This is a genomic window from Kitasatospora sp. NPDC056184 (assembly GCF_042268405.1).
In the GTDB taxonomy this organism is placed as follows: domain Bacteria; phylum Actinomycetota; class Actinomycetes; order Streptomycetales; family Streptomycetaceae; genus Kitasatospora.
Window position 1 is genome coordinate 183,897 of sequence record NZ_JBHJUI010000004.1, and the last position, 16,532, is coordinate 200,428.

The window sequence follows — 16,532 nt, forward strand, 5'->3', positions numbered from 1 at the left end:
CTCGCCGCCCAGGATCGGCGACCGGAGGCCCGGCCGCACCCCGGGCCGGTCGTGGTGCGCAGCGGCGGGGCGCGGTCAGCCCGCCGGGCGGAGGCGGGCGACGACGGCCGCGGCGAGGAGGGTGGTGGCGGCGAGGACCGGCCACAGGACGCCGGGCCCGGCGGCGAGCAGGCCGGTCAGCGCGGCCGGGGCGAGCGCGCGGCCGACGCCCATCGACAGCTCCCAGCGGGCCAGGGCGCGGCCGAGCAGGTGGGGCGGGGCGCTCGCGGCGACCAGGGCGGTGCCCGAGCCGGAGTAGAGGATCTCGCCGAGGGTGAAGAGGACGGACACCACCGCCACACCGGCCGCCCCGGCGGTGCCGCCGAGCCCGCCGGCCGCCCAGAAGCCCAGGTAGGAGAGGGCGAGTGCGAGGCCGCCGACCGCCAGGACGGTGTGCCGGGAGCGGTGGGCGAGGCGGAGCACCACGGCCAGCTGGAGGGTGATCACCAGCACCGTGTTGCCCACGAAGACGCCCGAGGACCAGGCCGCGGAGGCGTGCAGGTGCAGCACCAGCAGCGCGGGCAGGGCCACCTCCAGGACGTCGAAGGAGAACGCGAAGGGCAGGTTGGCCACGCTGAGCAGGGTGATCCGGCGCAGCGCCGAGTCCCGGGTGGTACCGGTGCCACCGGTACCGCCGGAATCCGCGAGGCCCTCGGCGGGGGCCGGCGGCGCCTGGGGAGCGGTCACCCGCAGCGAGTGCACCAGCACCGCCGACAGCAGGCAGGCGACGGCGGTCACCCCGGCGAGCAGCCGCAGCGCCCCCGTGCCGCCCGCCACCGCGAGGGTCGCCAGCAGCGCGCCCGCGCCCAGCCCGGCGTTGCGCAGCGTCCGCCCGGCGGCCAGCGCGGCGTCCCGGGTGCGGCCCTCGGTCAGGGTCGAGACGACCGCCGCGTGCGTGGCGGGCCAGGACTGGCTGCCCACCCCGAGCAGCACGGCCGCCGCCACGAACCCCGCCACGCCGTCCGCCAGCAGCAGCGCCACCGACCCGGCCGCCCGCACCAGCAGGGTCGCCGCCGCCGGCAGGCTGCGCGCGCCCCGGTCGATCCACCGGCCGGTCAGCGGGAGGACGAGCAGGCCGGCGACCATGCCGGCGGACATCGCGAGGCCCGCCGCGCCCGCGTCCAGCGCGAGCACGCCGATGCCGTAGAGCAGCAGGAACGGCCGCAGCAGGCCGGTGCCGAGGGCGTCCACCACCAGCGCGGCCGCGTAGCGCGGGCCGCCCGCGGCGGTGAGCAGGCCGAGCAGGGCGGCCGGGCCGCTGCGGGGTGCGGGGTCGTCGAGGGGGACCGGGTCGTCGTGGTGCTGCCGCTTCGGGCTCTGGATCGGACTCATGAGCGGTACCGTCCGCCCGCCCCCGCCCCGGGGGCACGCGGATTGACGAGTAGCGTCAATCCGCGTCGGACGCCCTCGCCGGGGGTGACAGGATCGGGAGCGTGAGCCTGACCATCGACATCACCGGCCTGCCCGACGAACGCCTGCTGTTCACCCCCTCCCCGCTGGCCGAACTCGCCGCCATGCTGCACGTGCTCGCCGAGCCGGCGCACCACCCCGCCCTGCACGGCTGGGCGGCGAGCACCACGGCCACCGTCCCGGCGGCGCTCGCCGAGCGGCTCGCCGAGGCCGACTTCCTCTGGCGCTCCTCGCGCGCCGACTTCCTCGTCCCCGGCCTGCCCGGCGCGACCCTCGCGGAGGAACTGGACGCCGTCGACCGGATCGGGGACGAGCAGTACGTCCGCGCCGCGCTCGTGACGACCTGCGGCGTCACCCGGCTCGCGAACCGGACCGCCTCGCCGCTCACCGACCCGGTTGCCCAGGAGCGGGCCCGCGAGCTGGCCCTGGCCCGCGGCCCCCGGCAGGCCGACTTCGCCGACCGGCTGCTCTCCGACCCGCCCGCCGTCCGGGCGCTGGTCCGGCGGATGCTGGAGGACTGCGCGGAGGCGTTCTTCGCCGACGCGTGGCGGCGGGTGCTGCCCGAGCTGGCCGCCGACGCCCGCCGCAAGACCGACCTGCTGGTGCGGCACGGCGCGGCCGAGGCACTGGCCGCCGTCTCCTCCTCGGTGCTGCTGGAGGACGCCGGCGAGGGGCGGCGCCGGATCGTCGTCGACAAGCTCCAGGACAACACCACCAGCGCGGGCGCCGCGGGCGGTGTCACCTTCCTCCCGACCGCGTTCGGCCACCCGCACCTGCTGGTGGTCTCCGCCTCCGGCTGGCGGCCGGTGGTGCAGTACCCCGTCGCCGAGGAGGGGCTGCCCGAGCCGGTCTCGCTCGCGGTGGTCCAGCAGCGGCTGGAGGCGCTCGCCCACCCGGTCCGCCTCCGGCTCGCCCGCACCATCGCCCGCGGCCCGCACACCACCGGCGAGCTCGCCGCCGCCTGGCAGCTCAGCGCGCCCGAGGTGTCGCGGCACCTGGCGGTGCTCCGCAAGGCCGGGCTGCTGACCACCCGGCGGCGCGGACGGTACATGCTCTACCAGCTCGACCTGGCCGGCAGCGCCCGGCTCGGCGCCGACCTGCTGGAGGCGGTGCTGCGGTGAGGGGGAACACCGGCCAGGCCGGGCACGTTCGAGCGGTCATGACCAGTGACGACGCCGCTCCCGGCGCACCCGAGATCCTCCGCTACGCCGCCTTCGCCACCGACCCCGAGGGCGGGAACCCGGCGGGCGTGGTGCTGGACGCCACCGGCCTGTCCGCCGAGCGGATGCTCGCGATCGCCGCCGAGGTCGGCTACTCGGAGACCGCCTTCCTGACCGCCGACCCGGCGGGCGGCCACGCGGTGCGCTACTTCAGCCCGCTGACCGAGGTGCCGTTCTGCGGCCACGCCACCGTCGCCTCCGCCGTGGCCCTCGCCGAGCGGGCCGGCCCGGGGCGGTACCTCTACCGCACGGCGGCGGGCGAGGTGCCGGTCGAGGTCGCCGAGAGCGCGGACGGCGGCCTGCGCGCCACCCTCACCAGCGTCGAGCCGCACGTCACGGAGGCCGGCGCGGCGGACGTCGCCGAGGCGCTCGCCCTGCTCGGCTGGGCACCCGGGGACCTCGACCCCGCGCTGCCGCCCCGCTACGCCTACGCGGGCGCCCGGCACCTCGTGCTGGCGGCCGCGACCCGGGAGCGGCTGGCCCGGCTCGCCTACGACTTCGACGGCCTCGCCGCCTTCATGACCGCCCGTGACCTGGTCACCCTCCAGCTGGTCTGGCGCGCCGCCCCCGACGTCTTCCACGTCCGCGACCCGTTCCCGGTCGGCGGCGTCGTCGAGGACCCGGCCACCGGCGCGGCGGCCGCGGCCTTCGGCGCCTACCTGCGCGACCTCGACCCGGCCGGTGCCCCGGACACGGTCACCCTCCACCAGGGGGAGGACCTCGGCCGCCCCGGTCTGCTCCGCGTCGACCTGCGCACGGCGGCCCCGCGCGTCCGGGTCTCCGGAGCGGCGGTGGCCATCCCGTAGGGTCCCGGGGCCGGTGGGTTCAGTCCTCGGCCCCGGCGGCGGCCGCCTCCTCCGTCCACACGCCCTCCGGGTGGGCGTCGACCGGCAGCCAGAGGCGCGGCTGGGCCCGGCAGCCGGGGGAGGCCTCCGGCTCCCAGGGCCAGCGGTGGTCCCGGTCGGGCCAGACCAGCTGGAGCACCGGAACGGGGACGCGGCGGTAGAAGCCGACGGCCGTGCCGAGCAGGGGCCGGTGCCAGCTGGGGTCGACCGGCTTGACCAGCAGCGGGTACCCGTCGATCACCCCGGTGAGCAGGCCGTCCGGCTCCGCGGACGCGCCCTCGCGCAGCCGGGCCGCGGCCTCGTTGAGCCAGTTCATCAGGCCGTACGCGTCCAGGCCGACCATGGCCAGCTCCGGGAGGCGCGCGCTGTGCCAGCGGCCCACCGTGAACGCCCAGTCCGGGACGGAGCCGCCGCCCGCGATGCCGACCACGTGGTGGCCGTGCGCCAGGACGTCGCCCGCCTCGCGCCGCCAGTGCCGGGAGACGCGGGGCGCGCCGCCCCGGCGGCGCGCCCGGATCCTGCCGGAACGGTCCGGGGCGTCGGCGGCGCAGATCACGCAGGGGCAGACCGCGGTGGCCGCGGGGGCGGGGGGTGTAGCCATGCGGCCATCACAACACACAGGTCAGGGCGGTGGTCCGGCGGGGCGGGGCGCCGTCGCCCCGCTCCGGACCGTCCCCGGAAAACCGGTCGCGCGGGTGGGGCCGATGAGGGAACCTGCGACGGTGAATCAGGCGAACATGCGGACGGTCGGCGTCCATCTCACCCACGGCGGCGACTACCTGGGGCCGGTGGGCCCCTTCGAGGTGGGGGAGCCGTGGTGGTCGTCGGTCGGGGCGGTGGTGGAGCGGGTCTCGGCCGAGGTCGGGGTGCCGGTGGCGGTGGTCCGGCTGGTCCGGGTGACGGGCGGTGAGGGCGGCCGCGACGGGCACACGGTGTACCACGCCGAGGCGCTGGAGCGCCCGGACGGGCGGGCCGCGCGGCCGCTGGACGCGGAGACCGGGGCGCTGCTGGGCCCGGCCGAGCGGCGGGCCGGCTGGGCCACGCCGGAGGGGCTGCGGGCGGCGCTCGACTGGGCGGAGCGGGCGCTGGCGGCGGCCGGACGGCCGGTCACCGGGCGCGCCGAGCAGGTCCGCACCTGGAACCTGTCCGGCCTGTTCCGGCTGCCGACGGCCGCCGGCCCGGCCTGGCTGAAGGTGATCAACCCGGCGTTCAACGCCCGTGAGGCGGAGGCGATCGCGCTGTTCGGCGCGGCCGGCCCGGCGCTGGTACCGGTGGTGCTCGCCGCCGACCCGGCGCACGGGCGGGTGCTGCTGGAGGAGGTGCCCGGGGAGGACTGCTGGGGCCCGTCGGAGGCGGAGGTGGCGGACGTCGTGCCGCGGCTGGTGGCCGCCCAGGCCGCGCTGGCGGCCGACGGCAGGGCCGCCGCGGCCGGGCTGCCCGACCGCACCCCGCGCGCGCTGGCCGCCGCCGTTCCCGCGCTGCTCGACCGGCTCGCCGCCGGGTCGGAGCTGACGGACGGGGAGCTCGCCGACGCCCGGGCGCTGGCCGCGCGGCTGCCCGCCCTGGTCGGGGAGCTGGCCGGGTGCGGGCTGCCGGAGACCGCGGTGCACGGCGACTTCCACCCCGGCAACTGGCGCTCCGACGGCGGCGGACCGGTCGTCATCGACTTCGCGGACACCTGTCTGGGCCATCCGGTCATGGACGGGCTGCGGCCGCGGGGGTTCGTCGACGAGGAGCGGTGGGGCCGGCTGGCCGCGGTCTGGGCGGAGGCCTGGCGCGAGCGGGTGCCGGGCTGCGCGCCGGAGCGGGCGCTGGAGCTGGCCGCTCCGCTGTTCCACCTCGGCTACGCGCTGCGCTACCAGGAGTTCCTGGACCACATCGAGGACAGCGAGCGCCCCTACCACGAGGGCGATCCGGCGGCCGAGGTGCGGCGCGCCCTGGCGGCGGCCGGGTGACCGACCGCCGTGCGGCGCCGCGCCGGACGGGGCGCGGCGCCGCACACCGGGTCAGCCGTTCGGGCTGATCCGCCGGCCGTCCCGGGCGCCGTACAGGGCGAGCGCCTCGACCGGGCAGTAGTCGACGGCGTCGGCCAGCTCCGGGGTGAGCGGTTCCCCGGCGGCGCCGGTCGGCTGCTCGCGCAGCGGACGGGCCAGGCCGTCGGCACCGAGCGCCAGCGACGCGGGCGCGGTGAGCGCGCACATGCCCGAGCCGATGCAGCGGTCGTGGTCGACCTGGACGATGACGGCGGGTGCGGTCCGCGGATCCGTCACCAGGCGACCTCCAGACGCTGCGGGCTGCGGGTCAGCAGACCGCGCCGCCACTCCACGGCCTCCTCCGGCGCGGCGAGCCGCAGCGCGGGCAGCCGCCGGGCCAGCCGGTGCAGGGCGAGTTCCAGCTCCATCCGGGCGAGCCAGGCGCCCAGACAGTGGTGCGGCCCGGCGCCGAAGGTGTACGACGGCGCGGCGAGCGGGGAGAACAGCTCGGTCAGCAGGTCCCCGGTGAACACCGAGGCGTCGGTGTTGGCGGCGGCGACGTGGGCGGCGACGACGCTTCCGGCGGGGATCCGCACCCCGCCGATCTCGACGTCCTCGATCGCCCGCCGCAGCAGGCCGGGCATCACGTCGGCGTCGCCCAACGGAACGGCGCGCAGCAGCTGTTCGGTGGCGGCGGCCGCGCTCTGCTCGTCGGAGGCGAGCTGCCGCCAGGCGTCCCGGCCGTCGCCGAGGAGGTAGACCAGGGCGTTGCCGAGCGAGGTCATGGTGGTCTCGTGGCCGGCCACGACCAGCCCGATGACGAGCGTGACGAGCTGCTTCTCGGTGATCCCTGGAGTGTCGGCGGCGGCCGCGAGCAGACTGCTGACCAGGTCGTCGCCGGGGGCGGCGCGGCGCTCGGCGATGACCCCGGCGCCGAAGTCGGCGAACTCGTCGATCGCGGTGCGGATCGCCCGCGCCGAGTAGGCGGTGGTGGCCAGGGCGTGGTCGCTCCAGTGCTCCAGCCGCTTGCTGTCGAGGAGGTCCAGGCCCATCAGCCGGCTGATCACGGCGATCGGCAGCGGGCGGGTGTAGCCGGCGACGATGTCGGCGGGCGAGCCCCGGTCGATCAGCTCGTCCAGCAGGCCCTCGACGACGGAGGCCACCCAGGGGCGCCAGCGGGCGATCGCCCGCGGGGTGAACGCGCGCTGCACGGTGCGGCGCAGCCGCTGGTGCTCGACGCCGTCGATGTTGAGCAGCGCGGTCGGGTCGTCGAGCAGGTTGGGGGCGCGGGTGACGGGCGGGGCGTCCGGCGCGTAGAGCGGGGCGCGGCCCAGGCGGGGGTCGGTGAGCACCTGCCGGACGTCGGGGTGCCGGCTGACCAGCCAGACCGGGGTGCCGGTGGGTAGGGCGGCCAGGCGGGGCGGACCGGGTTCGAGCAGGCGCAGGCAGTGCAGCGGGGGCAGCCCGGCGGGGGCGCCGCCGGGGTCGGGGGCGGTACCGGTTCCGGCACCGGTGGCGCTGTTCTCGGCGGACATCCGTACTCCAGACTCCAGTGCGGTGGCCGCGCGGACGGCGGCCGACGGGGGGTGGATCCGGGCGGTGCGCGGGGGACGGGCGGCGGTGCTCGACGGGTGTGCCGAAGGGGCCGGGTTTCGCTCCGACCGTACGTGGGCGACGGGCCGCCGTCAGCGAGGATTCCAGCCAACGCCCGGGCGCGGCCGGGGCGGTGAGGGTGTGCCCGCAGCGGGGGGCGCTCGGCGGCGACCACGCGCCCCGGTGCGCACCCCGCCGACCTCCCCGAGCCCGGCGGCCGGCCGGGCGGCCGCGGTGAGCCGGATCACCGGGGACGCTCCCCGGCTCCCCGCCGCCCCGGGCGTTACGCTTCGTGGGCGAGTCACCCGACTCGTGTCGACCGACCGCGTCGACGCAGGTCACGCCGGTGCAGAGCGGCACCGGCCGACGGAGGTGGAACCGGATGGCCCAGCAGGTCAAGGCAGTGATCGCACGCGCCAAGGGCGCGCCCGTGGAGGTGACGACGATCGTCGTACCCGACCCCGGGCCGGGCGAGGCGGTGGTGCGGATCCAGGCCTGCGGCGTGTGCCACACCGATCTGCACTACCGCGAGGGCGGGATCAACGACGAGTTCCCGTTCCTGCTCGGCCACGAGGCCGCGGGCATCGTGGAGACGGTCGGCGAGGGCGTCACCGAGGTCGCCCCCGGCGACTTCGTCGTCCTCAACTGGCGCGCCGTCTGCGGCCAGTGCCGGGCCTGCAAGCGGGGGCGCGCCCAGTACTGCTTCAACACCCACAACGCCAAGCAGAAGATGACGCTGCTGGACGGCACCGAGCTGTCCCCGGCCCTGGGCATCGGCGCGTTCGCCGAGAAGACCCTGGTCGCCGCCGGCCAGTGCACCAAGGTGGACCCGGCCGCCGACCCGGCCGTCGCCGGGCTGCTCGGCTGCGGCGTGATGGCGGGCATCGGCGCCGCGATCAACACCGGCAACGTCGGCCGCGGCGACACGGTCGCCGTGATCGGCTGCGGCGGCGTCGGCGGCGCGGCCGTGCTGGGCTCCCGGCTGGCCGGAGCGTCGAAGATCATCGCGGTGGACATCGACGACCGCAAGCTGGCCACCGCCGAGAAGCTCGGCGCCACCCACACCGTCAACTCGAAGGCCACCGACCCGGTCGAGGCGATCCGCGAGCTGACCGGCGGCCACGGCGCGGACGTGGTCGTCGAGGCGGTCGGCCGCCCGGAGACGTACCAGCAGGCCTTCTACGCCCGCGACCTGGCCGGCACCGTCGTCCTGGTCGGCGTGCCGACGCCCGAGATGAAGCTGGAGCTCCCGCTGCTCGACGTGTTCGGGCGCGGCGGTGCGCTGAAGTCCTCCTGGTACGGCGACTGCCTGCCCTCGCGGGACTTCCCGATGCTGATCGACCTCTACCTCCAGGGCCGCCTGGACCTCGGCGCCTTCGTCAGCGAGACCATCGGGCTGGACGCGGTGGAGCAGGCCTTCGAGCGCATGCACCACGGTGACGTGCTCCGTTCGGTGGTGGTCCTGTGAGCACCGGAACCGCCCGCGTCGACCGGCTCGTCACGGCCGGCACCTTCGACCTCGACGGCGGCAGCTGGGAGGTGGAGAACAACGTCTGGATCGTCGGCGACGACACCGAGGCCGTGGTGATCGACGCGGCCCACGACGCCGCCGCGATCGAGGAGGCGCTCGCCGGGCGCCGGCTGCTCGCCATCGTCTCCACCCACGCGCACAACGACCACATCGACGCCGCCCCGGAGCTCGCCGCGCGCACCGGTGCGCCGGTCCTGCTCCACCCGGACGACCTGCCGCTGTGGAAGCTGACCCACCCGGACCGCCTCCCGGACGGCGAGCTCGCCGACGGGCAGCGGATCGAGGTCGCCGGCACCGCGCTGACCGTGCTGCACACGCCCGGCCACGCCCCGGGCGCGGTCTGCCTGTACGCCCCGGACCTCGGCACGGTGTTCACCGGCGACACCCTCTTCCACGGCGGCCCGGGCGCCACCGGCCGCTCGTTCTCGCACTTCCCGACCATCATCGACTCCATCCGCGAGCGGCTGCTCACGCTGCCGGCCGACACGGTGGTCCGCACCGGCCACGGCGACCCGACCACCATCGGCGCCGAGGCCCCGGCCCTCCCGGAGTGGCTCGCCCGCGGCCACTGAGCCGCGCGGGAGCGCGGCTCCGGCCGCGACCCGGGCCCGGCGGCCGTCCGCCGGGCCCGGGCACGTACGATCGCGGGCATGGCCCACGACCCGCGCGCGCTCGACGACGCCTTCCTCGCCTTCTGGCGGGAGCGGCACATCTCCACCCTCACCACCCGGCGCCCGGACGGGTCGCCGCACGTGGTGCCGGTGGGGGTGACGTTCGATCCGGGGACCGGCCTCGCGCGGGTGATCAGCAGCCGCACCAGCCGGAAGGTGCGGAACGTCCTGGAGGCCGGGGCCGCCGGGCAGCGGGTGGCGGTCTGCCAGGTGGACCGGGCGCGCTGGTCGACGCTGGAGGGCGTGGCCGTGGTCCGCGACGCGCCGGAGGCGGTGGCGGACGCGGAGCGCCGGTACGCCGAGCGCTACCGCGAGCCCCGGGTGAACCCGGACCGGGTGGTCATCGAGATCGCGGTGGACCGGGTCCTCGGCCGGCCCTGACCGGCCCTGACAGGGGTACGCGGCGTTCCGTTTATCCGGCGTTGATCGTCAGGCCCTACCGTCGGGGCATGAACGAGGGAACGACGGGGGACCGGGGCGTGCGGGCCCCGGCCGAGGGGGGCCGGATGACGGCCGAGGACGCGGACCGGTTCCGGGTGCTGCTGGCCCGGCTGGAGGACTCGCTGGCGGCCGACCGCCGCACCGCCACGGGGCCGGGCCGCGATGGATGAGCGCCGCCCGGCCGCGCGCGTCGCGGTGCTGCCGCTGTGGCAGCGCGGCGCGCGGACGGGCGACTCCGGTCGAACGACCGTGCTCGGCGGGCTACTTGGTGAAGCGGACCTCGGGGAACCGCGGCGAGGGCCGGTCGAGCAGCGGGGCCGGACGGCCGAGCAGGTGCCGGTCGAAGAAGGCGCCCAGGTAGGCGCGGGTGGCGGCCAGCGCCCGGTTCCCGCCGACGGTGCCGAAGTTCTCCCCGTAGGCCCCCGGCGGCAGTTGGTCACGCAGGCCGAGGTTGTCGATCAGCCAGTGGTCGTCGGTGAACGACAGGTGCCCGCCGGTGGGCAGGTCCACCCAGTAGCGGGGGCCGGTGAACCGCGTCCAGTTGTCCTCCCAGTTCCCGGTGGCCTCCGGTGAGGCGCCGACCCCGGCGCTGAACAGCAGCACCGGGCGCCCGGTGTCGTCCCCGGCCGGGATCCAGATGCTGCCGTCCAGGTTGGCCGCGGCCTTGATCCTCGGGTCCTCGCGCATCACCTCCAGGGCGGCCGCCCCGCCGAGCGAGTGCCCGGCGGCACCCACCCGCGAGGCGTCCACGCTCAGGCCGCGGACCGGGCCGCCGCGCCCGGGGGCGGTCAGCCGGTCGAGGACGAAGCGCAGGTCGGCGGCCCGGGCACGGGAGGACTTCGCGCCGAACTCCGGGTCCGTGCCCTCCTGCCCGCAGGCCCGGCAGGACTCGATCCGTCCGCCGGGGAACTCCACCGAGGTCTCGTAGGTGGAGTCGACGGCGGCCACCGCGTAGCCCCGGGCGGCGAACTCCTCGCCGAGGGCGGTGAGCGTGGTGCGGCTCATGCCGAAGCCGGGGGAGAGCAGGATCAGCGGGTGTCGGCCGGGGGCGGGGCGGGCGTCGGCCACCGCGTTGGCCCGCACCGTGGAGGGCTGCTCCAGGCCGTACAGGGCGAGGGACAACTCCGGTGACACGTAGGGCGGGTGGATGCCCCGGGCGGAGTTCGCGGGGTACCAGAAGGTGACCATCAGCTCGCGGGTCGGCGCATCGGCGCGCCACGGGTCGGGGCGGCTGGAATCGACCAGGTGGGCGGAGGTCGTCCCGACCGGCCGGTGCGCGGTCGGCGCGGGGACGCGCGGTCCGGAGGAGTGGGCGGCGCTCACGGTCGTGGCGGAGTCGGCGGCCGGAGCGGCACCGGCCAGTGCGGAGGCCGGACCGGCCAGGGCCAGGACCAGGGTGGTGGACATGATCGTCAGGGCGGCGGAACGCCACCGTCGGTTCTTCGACATGACGCCACGTTAGGTTCCGGGCGGGCTCCGGCACGTCGCTCCGCCGGGGGAGCGGCGGTACGCCGCGAGGGGGAGCCGGCCCGGCCTCCGGGGACGCCGTCGGGCCGGGGCCGGCTCCACCTGTGGGTGTGCTCCCGAGGGGTGTGCTCAGCAGTCGCAGCCGCAGCCGTCACAACCGTCGCAGCAGCCGCAGTCGCTGCAGCAGCCCGCGTTCTCCCCGCAGCACTGGCACCCGTCGCAGCCGCATTCGCAGCAGTCGCCGCAGTCGTGCCGGGCGCAGAAGCCCTCGCGGGGCTCGCCGGTGAACGGGTCGTCGTGGTTGCAGCAGAGCAGCTGGCAGGTGCAGCCCATCAGCGCCCACATGGCGCAACCCGCCAGCAGGTTGCGACGGTTGGGCGGCGGCGCGCCCGGCGGGGTGAAGCCGGGGCCCTGCGGCACCCAGGGCGGGACCGGTGCGCCGGGGTCCTGCGGCGGGGGCTGGTTCGGGTCGTGCCGCGGCGGCGCCTGGTACGGGTTGGCGGCGAGCGGGCCGCCGTCGCCGCCCTCGGCCCCGACCCGGCAGGCGGTGTGGCCGGCCCGGCCGAAGACCCGCTCGACGGCGCGCTCGGTCTCGTGCGCGAGCAGGACGTGCACCAGGGTGCGGTCGGCCAGTTCGACGTCCCGCAGGGCGAGCCGGATGCCGTGCACGGCGTCCCGGCAGAGCCGTTCGGCCTCGGCGCGGTCGGTTCCGGTCGCGGTCAGCGGGTTCCAGGCGCCGCCGGCGGCATCGGCCTCCTGGTCCTCGGCGGCGTCCAGCAGGTGCGCGAGCCGCCCGAACAGCCGCCCGGCCTCGGCCAGCGGCGCCGCGTTGGCGGGCCGGCCGGCCAGTGCGGCGGTGTGCGCGAAGGCGGCGGCGGTGGCGGTCTCGGTGGGCTCGGTGACCAGCAGCACCGACCCGCCGACCGGCAGCGCGCGCTCCAACGCGCCCTGCCGGGCGGCCGCGTCGAGCAGGACGGCGGTGTCGAAGCCGACCACCGAGGCGCTGCCCGCGCTCTTGCGGTCCCAGCGCCGGGTGACCGCCCGGGCGCCCGCCGCCACCGGCCGCCGGGCGAAGACGCCGTCCCGGTCCTCGACGTGGTCGCGGATCTTCACCGAGGCGAGCGCCAGCGAGACGGCGGCGGCCAGCCGGGCGCCCTCGCCCTGTGCGACGGAGGCGGTCCGCATGCCGCGCAGCGGGCACGGGCCGGCGGTCCGCCGCCCGGTGCCGTCCCCGGCGGCGGCCTGGGCCTCGACCAGGACCGAGATGATCAGCCCGTCGTAGTTGGTGGCGGTCCGCGCCAACTGCCCGTGGTCGTCCCGCAGGGCCAGGCAGAGCCCGCAGAGGTGGGCCATCCAGCTCGCCTGCAACCGCTCGGAGAGGCGGTGGCGGCACGGTCTGATGATGCCGAACATGTGGTTCCCCCGTGTCTCGCGCGGGCCACCCGGACCCGTGATCGCGCACATCATATGATCGTCGGCCTGCCTGCTCTGAACCCCCGACGGGCGGCGCGCCCCTCCCGGCCCGCGGCCGACGGGCGCCGGGAGTCCCGCGTTTATTCGTTGTCCATCGCCGCCCGACAGCATGCGACTCGGACATTGCCGCGCGAACCGGTCCCTCGGGAAGGCCGGTTCGCGCACGGAACGCGGAGGACCACGTGAGCAGAGCCCTGAACGCCGACGAGCAGGAGGTGCTGGAAGCGCTGATCGGCCGGGTCGAGCGGATCGTCTCCCTCGGCACCGCCGTGGAACTGGCCGGGACCACCGTGCTGAGCGGCCCCGGGCCGGCGCCCGACTACACGCTGTTCCACCAGCGCTTCGCCGTGCTGGGCCACCGGATGCGCGAGCTGCGGTTCGTGGTGCGGGAGGACCTGCCCGACACGACGGGGGCGAGCGCGGTCATCAGTGACGGCCCGTTCCCCTCGGTGCTGGAGGTCCAGCTCCGCCCGGGCATGGTCGGCCCGGGCACCCGCACGCTCACCGCCCGGGCGCTCACCCTGGTGCACGAGCTCTCCCACGGCCTCAAGGAGGGCCTGACGCACCCGGTCAAGGACTACGCGTACCGCACCGGCTGGGCGTGGGGCCACCTGCCGGCCGTGCTCGCCCAGGACAACGCCGACACCTATGCCGAGGCCGCCGCCCTGCTCGCCGAGCGCGACGAGGGCGCCTGGGGCCAGTACCAGGTGCTCGGCCGGGTGGCGGCCCAGCGCGGGCGGCTGCTGCGGCGGGAGGGGGTCACCACCCTCGGCTCCGCGCTGGCCTGGCTGGACATCGTGGTCAACCGGGCCTGGGTCCGCGCCAGCGACTGCGCGGCGTTCGCCGGTGTCGCCTTCGGCGAGGCCCGGTGGAACACGCCCGAGTGGTCCGTCTGGCAGCACCACGCCCCGCTGCTCGCGCTGGAGCAGTGGCTGGAGCTCTGGGGGTTCATCGGCGAGCGGCGCCCGCGCGACGGGGCCGTCGGCCTGGGCGCCGAGGACCGCGGGACGGTGGCCGAACTGTTCGGCTACCTGAGCGAGTTGAAGCACGCGGTGGACCGGATCGACCCGGTGCCGGCCGAGGAGGGCGACCGGATCGCGTACGACCTGGCCTCCGGGGCCCTGCGGATCCCGCGCTCCGTGGTGAACCGCGGGCCGCTGGCGCTGGCCAACCTCGTGCTCGGCGCGCTGGTCGAGGCGACGGCCGCCCGGCCGGCGGCGGAGCGGTTCGGCCGGAGGGGGCGGGAGGTCGTCCACGCGCTGGTGGGCGAGGACCGGTGGGAGGAGCGGGAGGCCGTCGCCACGCTCCGGACCGCCTTCGCGGGCATCCCGGCCGTCCAGCCGAGCGCCGACCAGTGGGCCACCCTGGCCGTCGAGCTGCAGGCGGCCGTCCTGGAGGACGTGCGGACCCGGTGGGAGGGCCTGTCCCGGTACATCCCCGTGGTGGCCGGGATGCCGGAGGAGGTGGACCGGAAGGTCCTGGGGGAGCTCGCGGGGGCGTTCGGGGAGGACGTCGACCTGCTCCACACCCTCAACGGGCGGATGCCGGTCCCGCGGCCGCTGGTCACGGGTCTGATCGGCACGCTGACCGCGGTGACGCCGTACCTGGTGAAGGCCGAGGAGCGCCAGCAGGCGGAGCTGGTGGCCCTGGAGGCGCGCCTGAGGAAGCTGCTCTAGAGAGGATGATCCCATATTCGGGATAGCATCACGGATATGGGAATCGACACGGCCGCCGACGAGCGGTTGGCGGAGCGGCTCGCCGAGTTGCGGGTCGAACGCGGTTGGACGCTGGAGGAGTTGGCACGGCGGGCGGAGGTCAGCCGCTCGACGCTGTCGCGGGTCGAGCGGGCGGAGGTGAGCCCGACGGCGGCGCTGCTCGGGCGGCTCTGCGCCGTGTACGGGCGGAGCATGTCCCGGCTGCTCGCCGAGGTGGAGGCGGCGCCCGCGCGACTGGTGCGGGCAGCCGACCAGCGGGTCTGGCGGGACGAGGCGACCGGGTTCGTCCGGCGCTCCGTCTCCCCGCCGCACGGCTCGCTGCGGGCCGAGGTGATCGAGGGGCGGCTGCCGGCCGGCGGCGACATCGCCTACGACAAGCCCTGCGACGGCGACCGGGAGCACCACCTCTGGCTGCTGGAGGGCCGGCTGGCGCTCACCGTCGACGGCGACGAGCAGCTGCTGGAGGCCGGCGACTGCCTGCGGTTCGTCCCCCGGACCACCCGCTTCCGCTGCCCCGGACCGGCCCCGGCCCGGTACGCCCTGGTGGTGGTCGAGCCGTGAGCGGGAACGCCGCGATACCCGGGGCACCGGTCAAGGAGCGGTTCGACGCGGCCGGGCGGCGGGTGCTGCTGGTCTGCGTCGCGGGCGGGTTCACCACCCTCCTCGACCAGTCGGTGCTCAACACCTCGATCCCCGCGCTGCGCGAGTCGCTGCACGCCCAGCCCGCGCACCTGCAGTGGATCGTGGCGGGCTACTCGCTCGCCTTCGGCCTGGCCCTGATCCCCGGCGGACGGCTCGGCGACGTCCGCGGCCGCAAGTGGTTCTTCGTCGGCGGCCTCGCCCTGTTCACCGTCGTCAGCCTGCTCTCCGCGACCGCCACCGAGCCGGGGGTGCTGGTCGCCTCCCGGCTGCTCCAGGGCGCGGGCGCCGGACTGGTGAACTCCCAGATGATCGGCACCCTCCAGGACGTCTTCCGCGGCCAGCTGCGGGCCCGGGCGCTCGGGATGTACGCGGTCACCGGCGGCCTCGCCTTCGCGCTCGGCCCCCCGGTCGGCGGGGCGGTGCTCGCGGCCGTCGGGCCGGAGCACGGCTGGCGGCTGACCTTCCTGCTGAACGTCCCGTTCGGGCTCGCCACCGTGGTGCTGGCGGCCCGCCACCTGCCGCGCCCGCGCCCCAGCACCCGCAACGCCGACCTGGACCTGGTCGGGCTGCTGCTGGTCGGCGCGCTGACCCTGGCGCTGATGCTGCCGTTCGTCCAGCCGCCCGGCTGGACGGGCTGGCTCGGCTTCGCGGCCGCCGCCGCCGTGCTGCTGGGCGCGCTGGTCGGGTGGCAGCGCCGCTACGCCCGGGCCGGCGGCCACCCGCTGATCCACCCGGCGCTGACCCGCTCGGCGCCGTACGCGCTGGGCACGGCGGTGGCGATGGCCCAGTTCGGCTCCTCGCTGGCCGCCGGGCTGGTGCTGACCATGTTCCTCCAGGACGGGCTCGGCCTCTCGCCGATCGGCGCGGCCCTGGTGGCGCTGCCCTCGGCGGTCGCGATGGGCTTCGCCTCGGCGGTCGCCTGGCGGGTGGTGCGGCGCTTCGGCCGGCGGACCGTCACCGCGGGCATGACCGGCTCGGCGCTGACGATGCTGACCGGCGGCCTGGTCGCGATGTGGGCGCCGGCCGGCTCGCTGCCCTGGCTGCTCGCGCTGCTGCAACTGCTGGGCGGGGCCTCGATCGGGCTGATGGGGGCGTCCAACCAGGCCTTCGTGCTGCGCCACGCGCCGGCCGAGGCGGCCGGGGTGAGCGGGGCGATCCTGCAGATGGCCCAGCGGATCGCGGCGGCGGTCAGCGTCTCGGCGCTCTCCGGGGTCTACCTGCGGGCGACCGGCGGGGGCGGCGGGCACCGGTCGGCGTACGCGTGGGCGAGCGGCGTCTGCGCGGCGGTGGCCGCGCTCGCGGTGGTGGCCTCGGTCCTGGCGGGCCGGGCGACGGCGCGCGAGGAGGCGGCCCGCGAGGCCGCGGCGGCGGCCGGCGGGACGGCGGCGGAGCCCGCCGCCCGGGAGGGGACGTCGGCCTCGGGCCGGGCGTCCGGCTGAGCGCCGGGTCGACCGGAGGGTCGAGCGCCGGGTCGACCGGAGGGTCGAGCGGCGGGTCGAGCGGCGGCCGACG

The 16,532-nt window shown here is 76.9% G+C and carries 16 protein-coding genes; 10 read left to right on the plus strand and 6 right to left on the minus strand.

What is annotated here, in order from left to right:
* Window positions 1-75 precede the first annotated feature (75 nt).
* On the minus strand, window positions 76-1,371 hold the full coding sequence (locus ACFC0B_RS10745) for an MFS transporter (protein WP_376084660.1): 1,296 nt from the start codon (window positions 1,369-1,371) through the stop codon (window positions 76-78).
* A 101-nt stretch (window positions 1,372-1,472) separates the two neighbouring features.
* On the opposite strand from ACFC0B_RS10745, the gene ACFC0B_RS10750 reads away from it, so the two are divergent.
* Window positions 1,473-2,570: a DUF5937 family protein gene (locus ACFC0B_RS10750; protein ID WP_376084662.1), complete on the plus strand. Its 1,098-nt coding sequence runs from the start codon at window positions 1,473-1,475 to the stop codon at window positions 2,568-2,570.
* Window positions 2,571-2,608: 38 nt separating this feature from the next.
* Entirely contained in the window at window positions 2,609-3,475 is an 867-nt protein-coding gene (locus ACFC0B_RS10755) for a PhzF family phenazine biosynthesis protein (protein WP_376084664.1), read from the plus strand.
* Between the two features lie 19 nt (window positions 3,476-3,494).
* Here ACFC0B_RS10755 and ACFC0B_RS10760 read toward each other — a convergent pair whose 3' ends face one another.
* Entirely contained in the window at window positions 3,495-4,115 is a 621-nt protein-coding gene (locus ACFC0B_RS10760) for a DUF4262 domain-containing protein (protein ID WP_376084666.1), read from the minus strand.
* A 121-nt stretch (window positions 4,116-4,236) separates the two neighbouring features.
* On the opposite strand from ACFC0B_RS10760, the gene ACFC0B_RS10765 reads away from it, so the two are divergent.
* On the plus strand, window positions 4,237-5,469 hold the full coding sequence (locus ACFC0B_RS10765; RefSeq protein WP_376084667.1) for a phosphotransferase: 1,233 nt from the start codon (window positions 4,237-4,239) through the stop codon (window positions 5,467-5,469).
* A 51-nt stretch (window positions 5,470-5,520) separates the two neighbouring features.
* Here ACFC0B_RS10765 and ACFC0B_RS10770 read toward each other — a convergent pair whose 3' ends face one another.
* Together ACFC0B_RS10770 and ACFC0B_RS10775 are read right to left on the minus strand one after the other, a co-directional pair.
* Window positions 5,521-5,784 (minus strand): ferredoxin, encoded by a 264-nt coding sequence (locus tag ACFC0B_RS10770; RefSeq protein ID WP_376084668.1) that lies wholly within the window; start codon window positions 5,782-5,784, stop codon window positions 5,521-5,523.
* A complete protein-coding gene (locus ACFC0B_RS10775; protein WP_376084669.1) occupies window positions 5,781-7,022 on the minus strand; it encodes a cytochrome P450 in 1,242 nt (413 codons plus the stop codon). Before ACFC0B_RS10775 ends, ACFC0B_RS10770 begins: the two co-directional genes overlap by 4 nt.
* Before the next feature lie 440 nt (window positions 7,023-7,462).
* On the opposite strand from ACFC0B_RS10775, the gene ACFC0B_RS10780 reads away from it, so the two are divergent.
* From ACFC0B_RS10780 to ACFC0B_RS10795, 4 genes are all read left to right on the plus strand, one after another.
* Complete coding sequence (locus ACFC0B_RS10780; protein WP_376084671.1) at window positions 7,463-8,548, plus strand: S-(hydroxymethyl)mycothiol dehydrogenase; 1,086 nt, start codon at window positions 7,463-7,465, stop codon at window positions 8,546-8,548.
* Window positions 8,545-9,183, plus strand: coding sequence for an MBL fold metallo-hydrolase (locus ACFC0B_RS10785; protein ID WP_376084672.1), 639 nt, complete (start codon window positions 8,545-8,547; stop codon window positions 9,181-9,183). Before ACFC0B_RS10780 ends, ACFC0B_RS10785 begins: the two co-directional genes overlap by 4 nt.
* A 78-nt stretch (window positions 9,184-9,261) precedes the next feature.
* Window positions 9,262-9,663, plus strand: a complete 402-nt coding sequence (locus ACFC0B_RS10790) for a pyridoxamine 5'-phosphate oxidase family protein (protein WP_376084673.1) — start codon at window positions 9,262-9,264, stop codon at window positions 9,661-9,663.
* Window positions 9,664-9,731: 68 nt separating this feature from the next.
* A complete protein-coding gene (locus ACFC0B_RS10795) occupies window positions 9,732-9,893 on the plus strand; it encodes a hypothetical protein (protein ID WP_376084675.1) in 162 nt (53 codons plus the stop codon).
* Window positions 9,894-9,984: 91 nt separating this feature from the next.
* On the opposite strand, the gene ACFC0B_RS10800 is transcribed toward ACFC0B_RS10795, so the two are convergent.
* Together ACFC0B_RS10800 and ACFC0B_RS10805 are read right to left on the minus strand one after the other, a co-directional pair.
* Window positions 9,985-11,172, minus strand: coding sequence for an alpha/beta hydrolase family protein (locus tag ACFC0B_RS10800; protein WP_376084677.1), 1,188 nt, complete (start codon window positions 11,170-11,172; stop codon window positions 9,985-9,987).
* 147 nt (window positions 11,173-11,319) lie between these two features.
* Window positions 11,320-12,603, minus strand: a complete 1,284-nt coding sequence (locus tag ACFC0B_RS10805; RefSeq protein WP_376084679.1) for a DUF5685 family protein — start codon at window positions 12,601-12,603, stop codon at window positions 11,320-11,322.
* A 242-nt stretch (window positions 12,604-12,845) separates the two neighbouring features.
* On the opposite strand from ACFC0B_RS10805, the gene ACFC0B_RS10810 reads away from it, so the two are divergent.
* From ACFC0B_RS10810 to ACFC0B_RS10820, 3 genes are read left to right on the plus strand one after another with little or no spacing between them, the layout of a single operon-like run.
* On the plus strand, window positions 12,846-14,339 hold the full coding sequence (locus ACFC0B_RS10810; RefSeq protein ID WP_376084681.1) for a hypothetical protein: 1,494 nt from the start codon (window positions 12,846-12,848) through the stop codon (window positions 14,337-14,339).
* A gap of 36 nt (window positions 14,340-14,375) precedes the next feature.
* Window positions 14,376-14,939 carry a helix-turn-helix domain-containing protein gene (locus tag ACFC0B_RS10815; RefSeq protein WP_376084683.1) on the plus strand — a complete coding sequence of 188 codons (564 nt, stop codon included), beginning with the start codon at window positions 14,376-14,378 and terminating at the stop codon, window positions 14,937-14,939.
* Complete coding sequence (locus ACFC0B_RS10820) at window positions 14,936-16,459, plus strand: MFS transporter (RefSeq protein ID WP_376084685.1); 1,524 nt, start codon at window positions 14,936-14,938, stop codon at window positions 16,457-16,459. The genes ACFC0B_RS10815 and ACFC0B_RS10820 overlap by 4 nt, the downstream gene beginning before the upstream one ends.
* Window positions 16,460-16,532: the final 73 nt, after the last annotated feature.

Bases quoted from the DNA above. Each gene is read 5' to 3' on its own strand.
- ACFC0B_RS10745 (WP_376084660.1), bottom strand. From the start codon at position 1,371: ATGAGTCCGATCCAGAGCCCGAAGCGGCAGCACCACGACGACCCGGTC.
- ACFC0B_RS10755 (WP_376084664.1), top strand. From the start codon at position 2,609: ATGACCAGTGACGACGCCGCTCCCGGCGCACCCGAGATCCTCCGCTAC.
- ACFC0B_RS10760 (WP_376084666.1), bottom strand. From the start codon at position 4,115: ATGGCTACACCCCCCGCCCCCGCGGCCACCGCGGTCTGCCCCTGCGTG.
- ACFC0B_RS10775 (WP_376084669.1), bottom strand. From the start codon at position 7,022: ATGTCCGCCGAGAACAGCGCCACCGGTGCCGGAACCGGTACCGCCCCC.
- ACFC0B_RS10780 (WP_376084671.1), top strand. From the start codon at position 7,463: ATGGCCCAGCAGGTCAAGGCAGTGATCGCACGCGCCAAGGGCGCGCCC.
- ACFC0B_RS10790 (WP_376084673.1), top strand. From the start codon at position 9,262: ATGGCCCACGACCCGCGCGCGCTCGACGACGCCTTCCTCGCCTTCTGG.
- ACFC0B_RS10795 (WP_376084675.1), top strand. From the start codon at position 9,732: ATGAACGAGGGAACGACGGGGGACCGGGGCGTGCGGGCCCCGGCCGAG.
- ACFC0B_RS10800 (WP_376084677.1), bottom strand. From the start codon at position 11,172: ATGTCGAAGAACCGACGGTGGCGTTCCGCCGCCCTGACGATCATGTCC.
- ACFC0B_RS10805 (WP_376084679.1), bottom strand. From the start codon at position 12,603: ATGTTCGGCATCATCAGACCGTGCCGCCACCGCCTCTCCGAGCGGTTG.
- ACFC0B_RS10815 (WP_376084683.1), top strand. From the start codon at position 14,376: ATGGGAATCGACACGGCCGCCGACGAGCGGTTGGCGGAGCGGCTCGCC.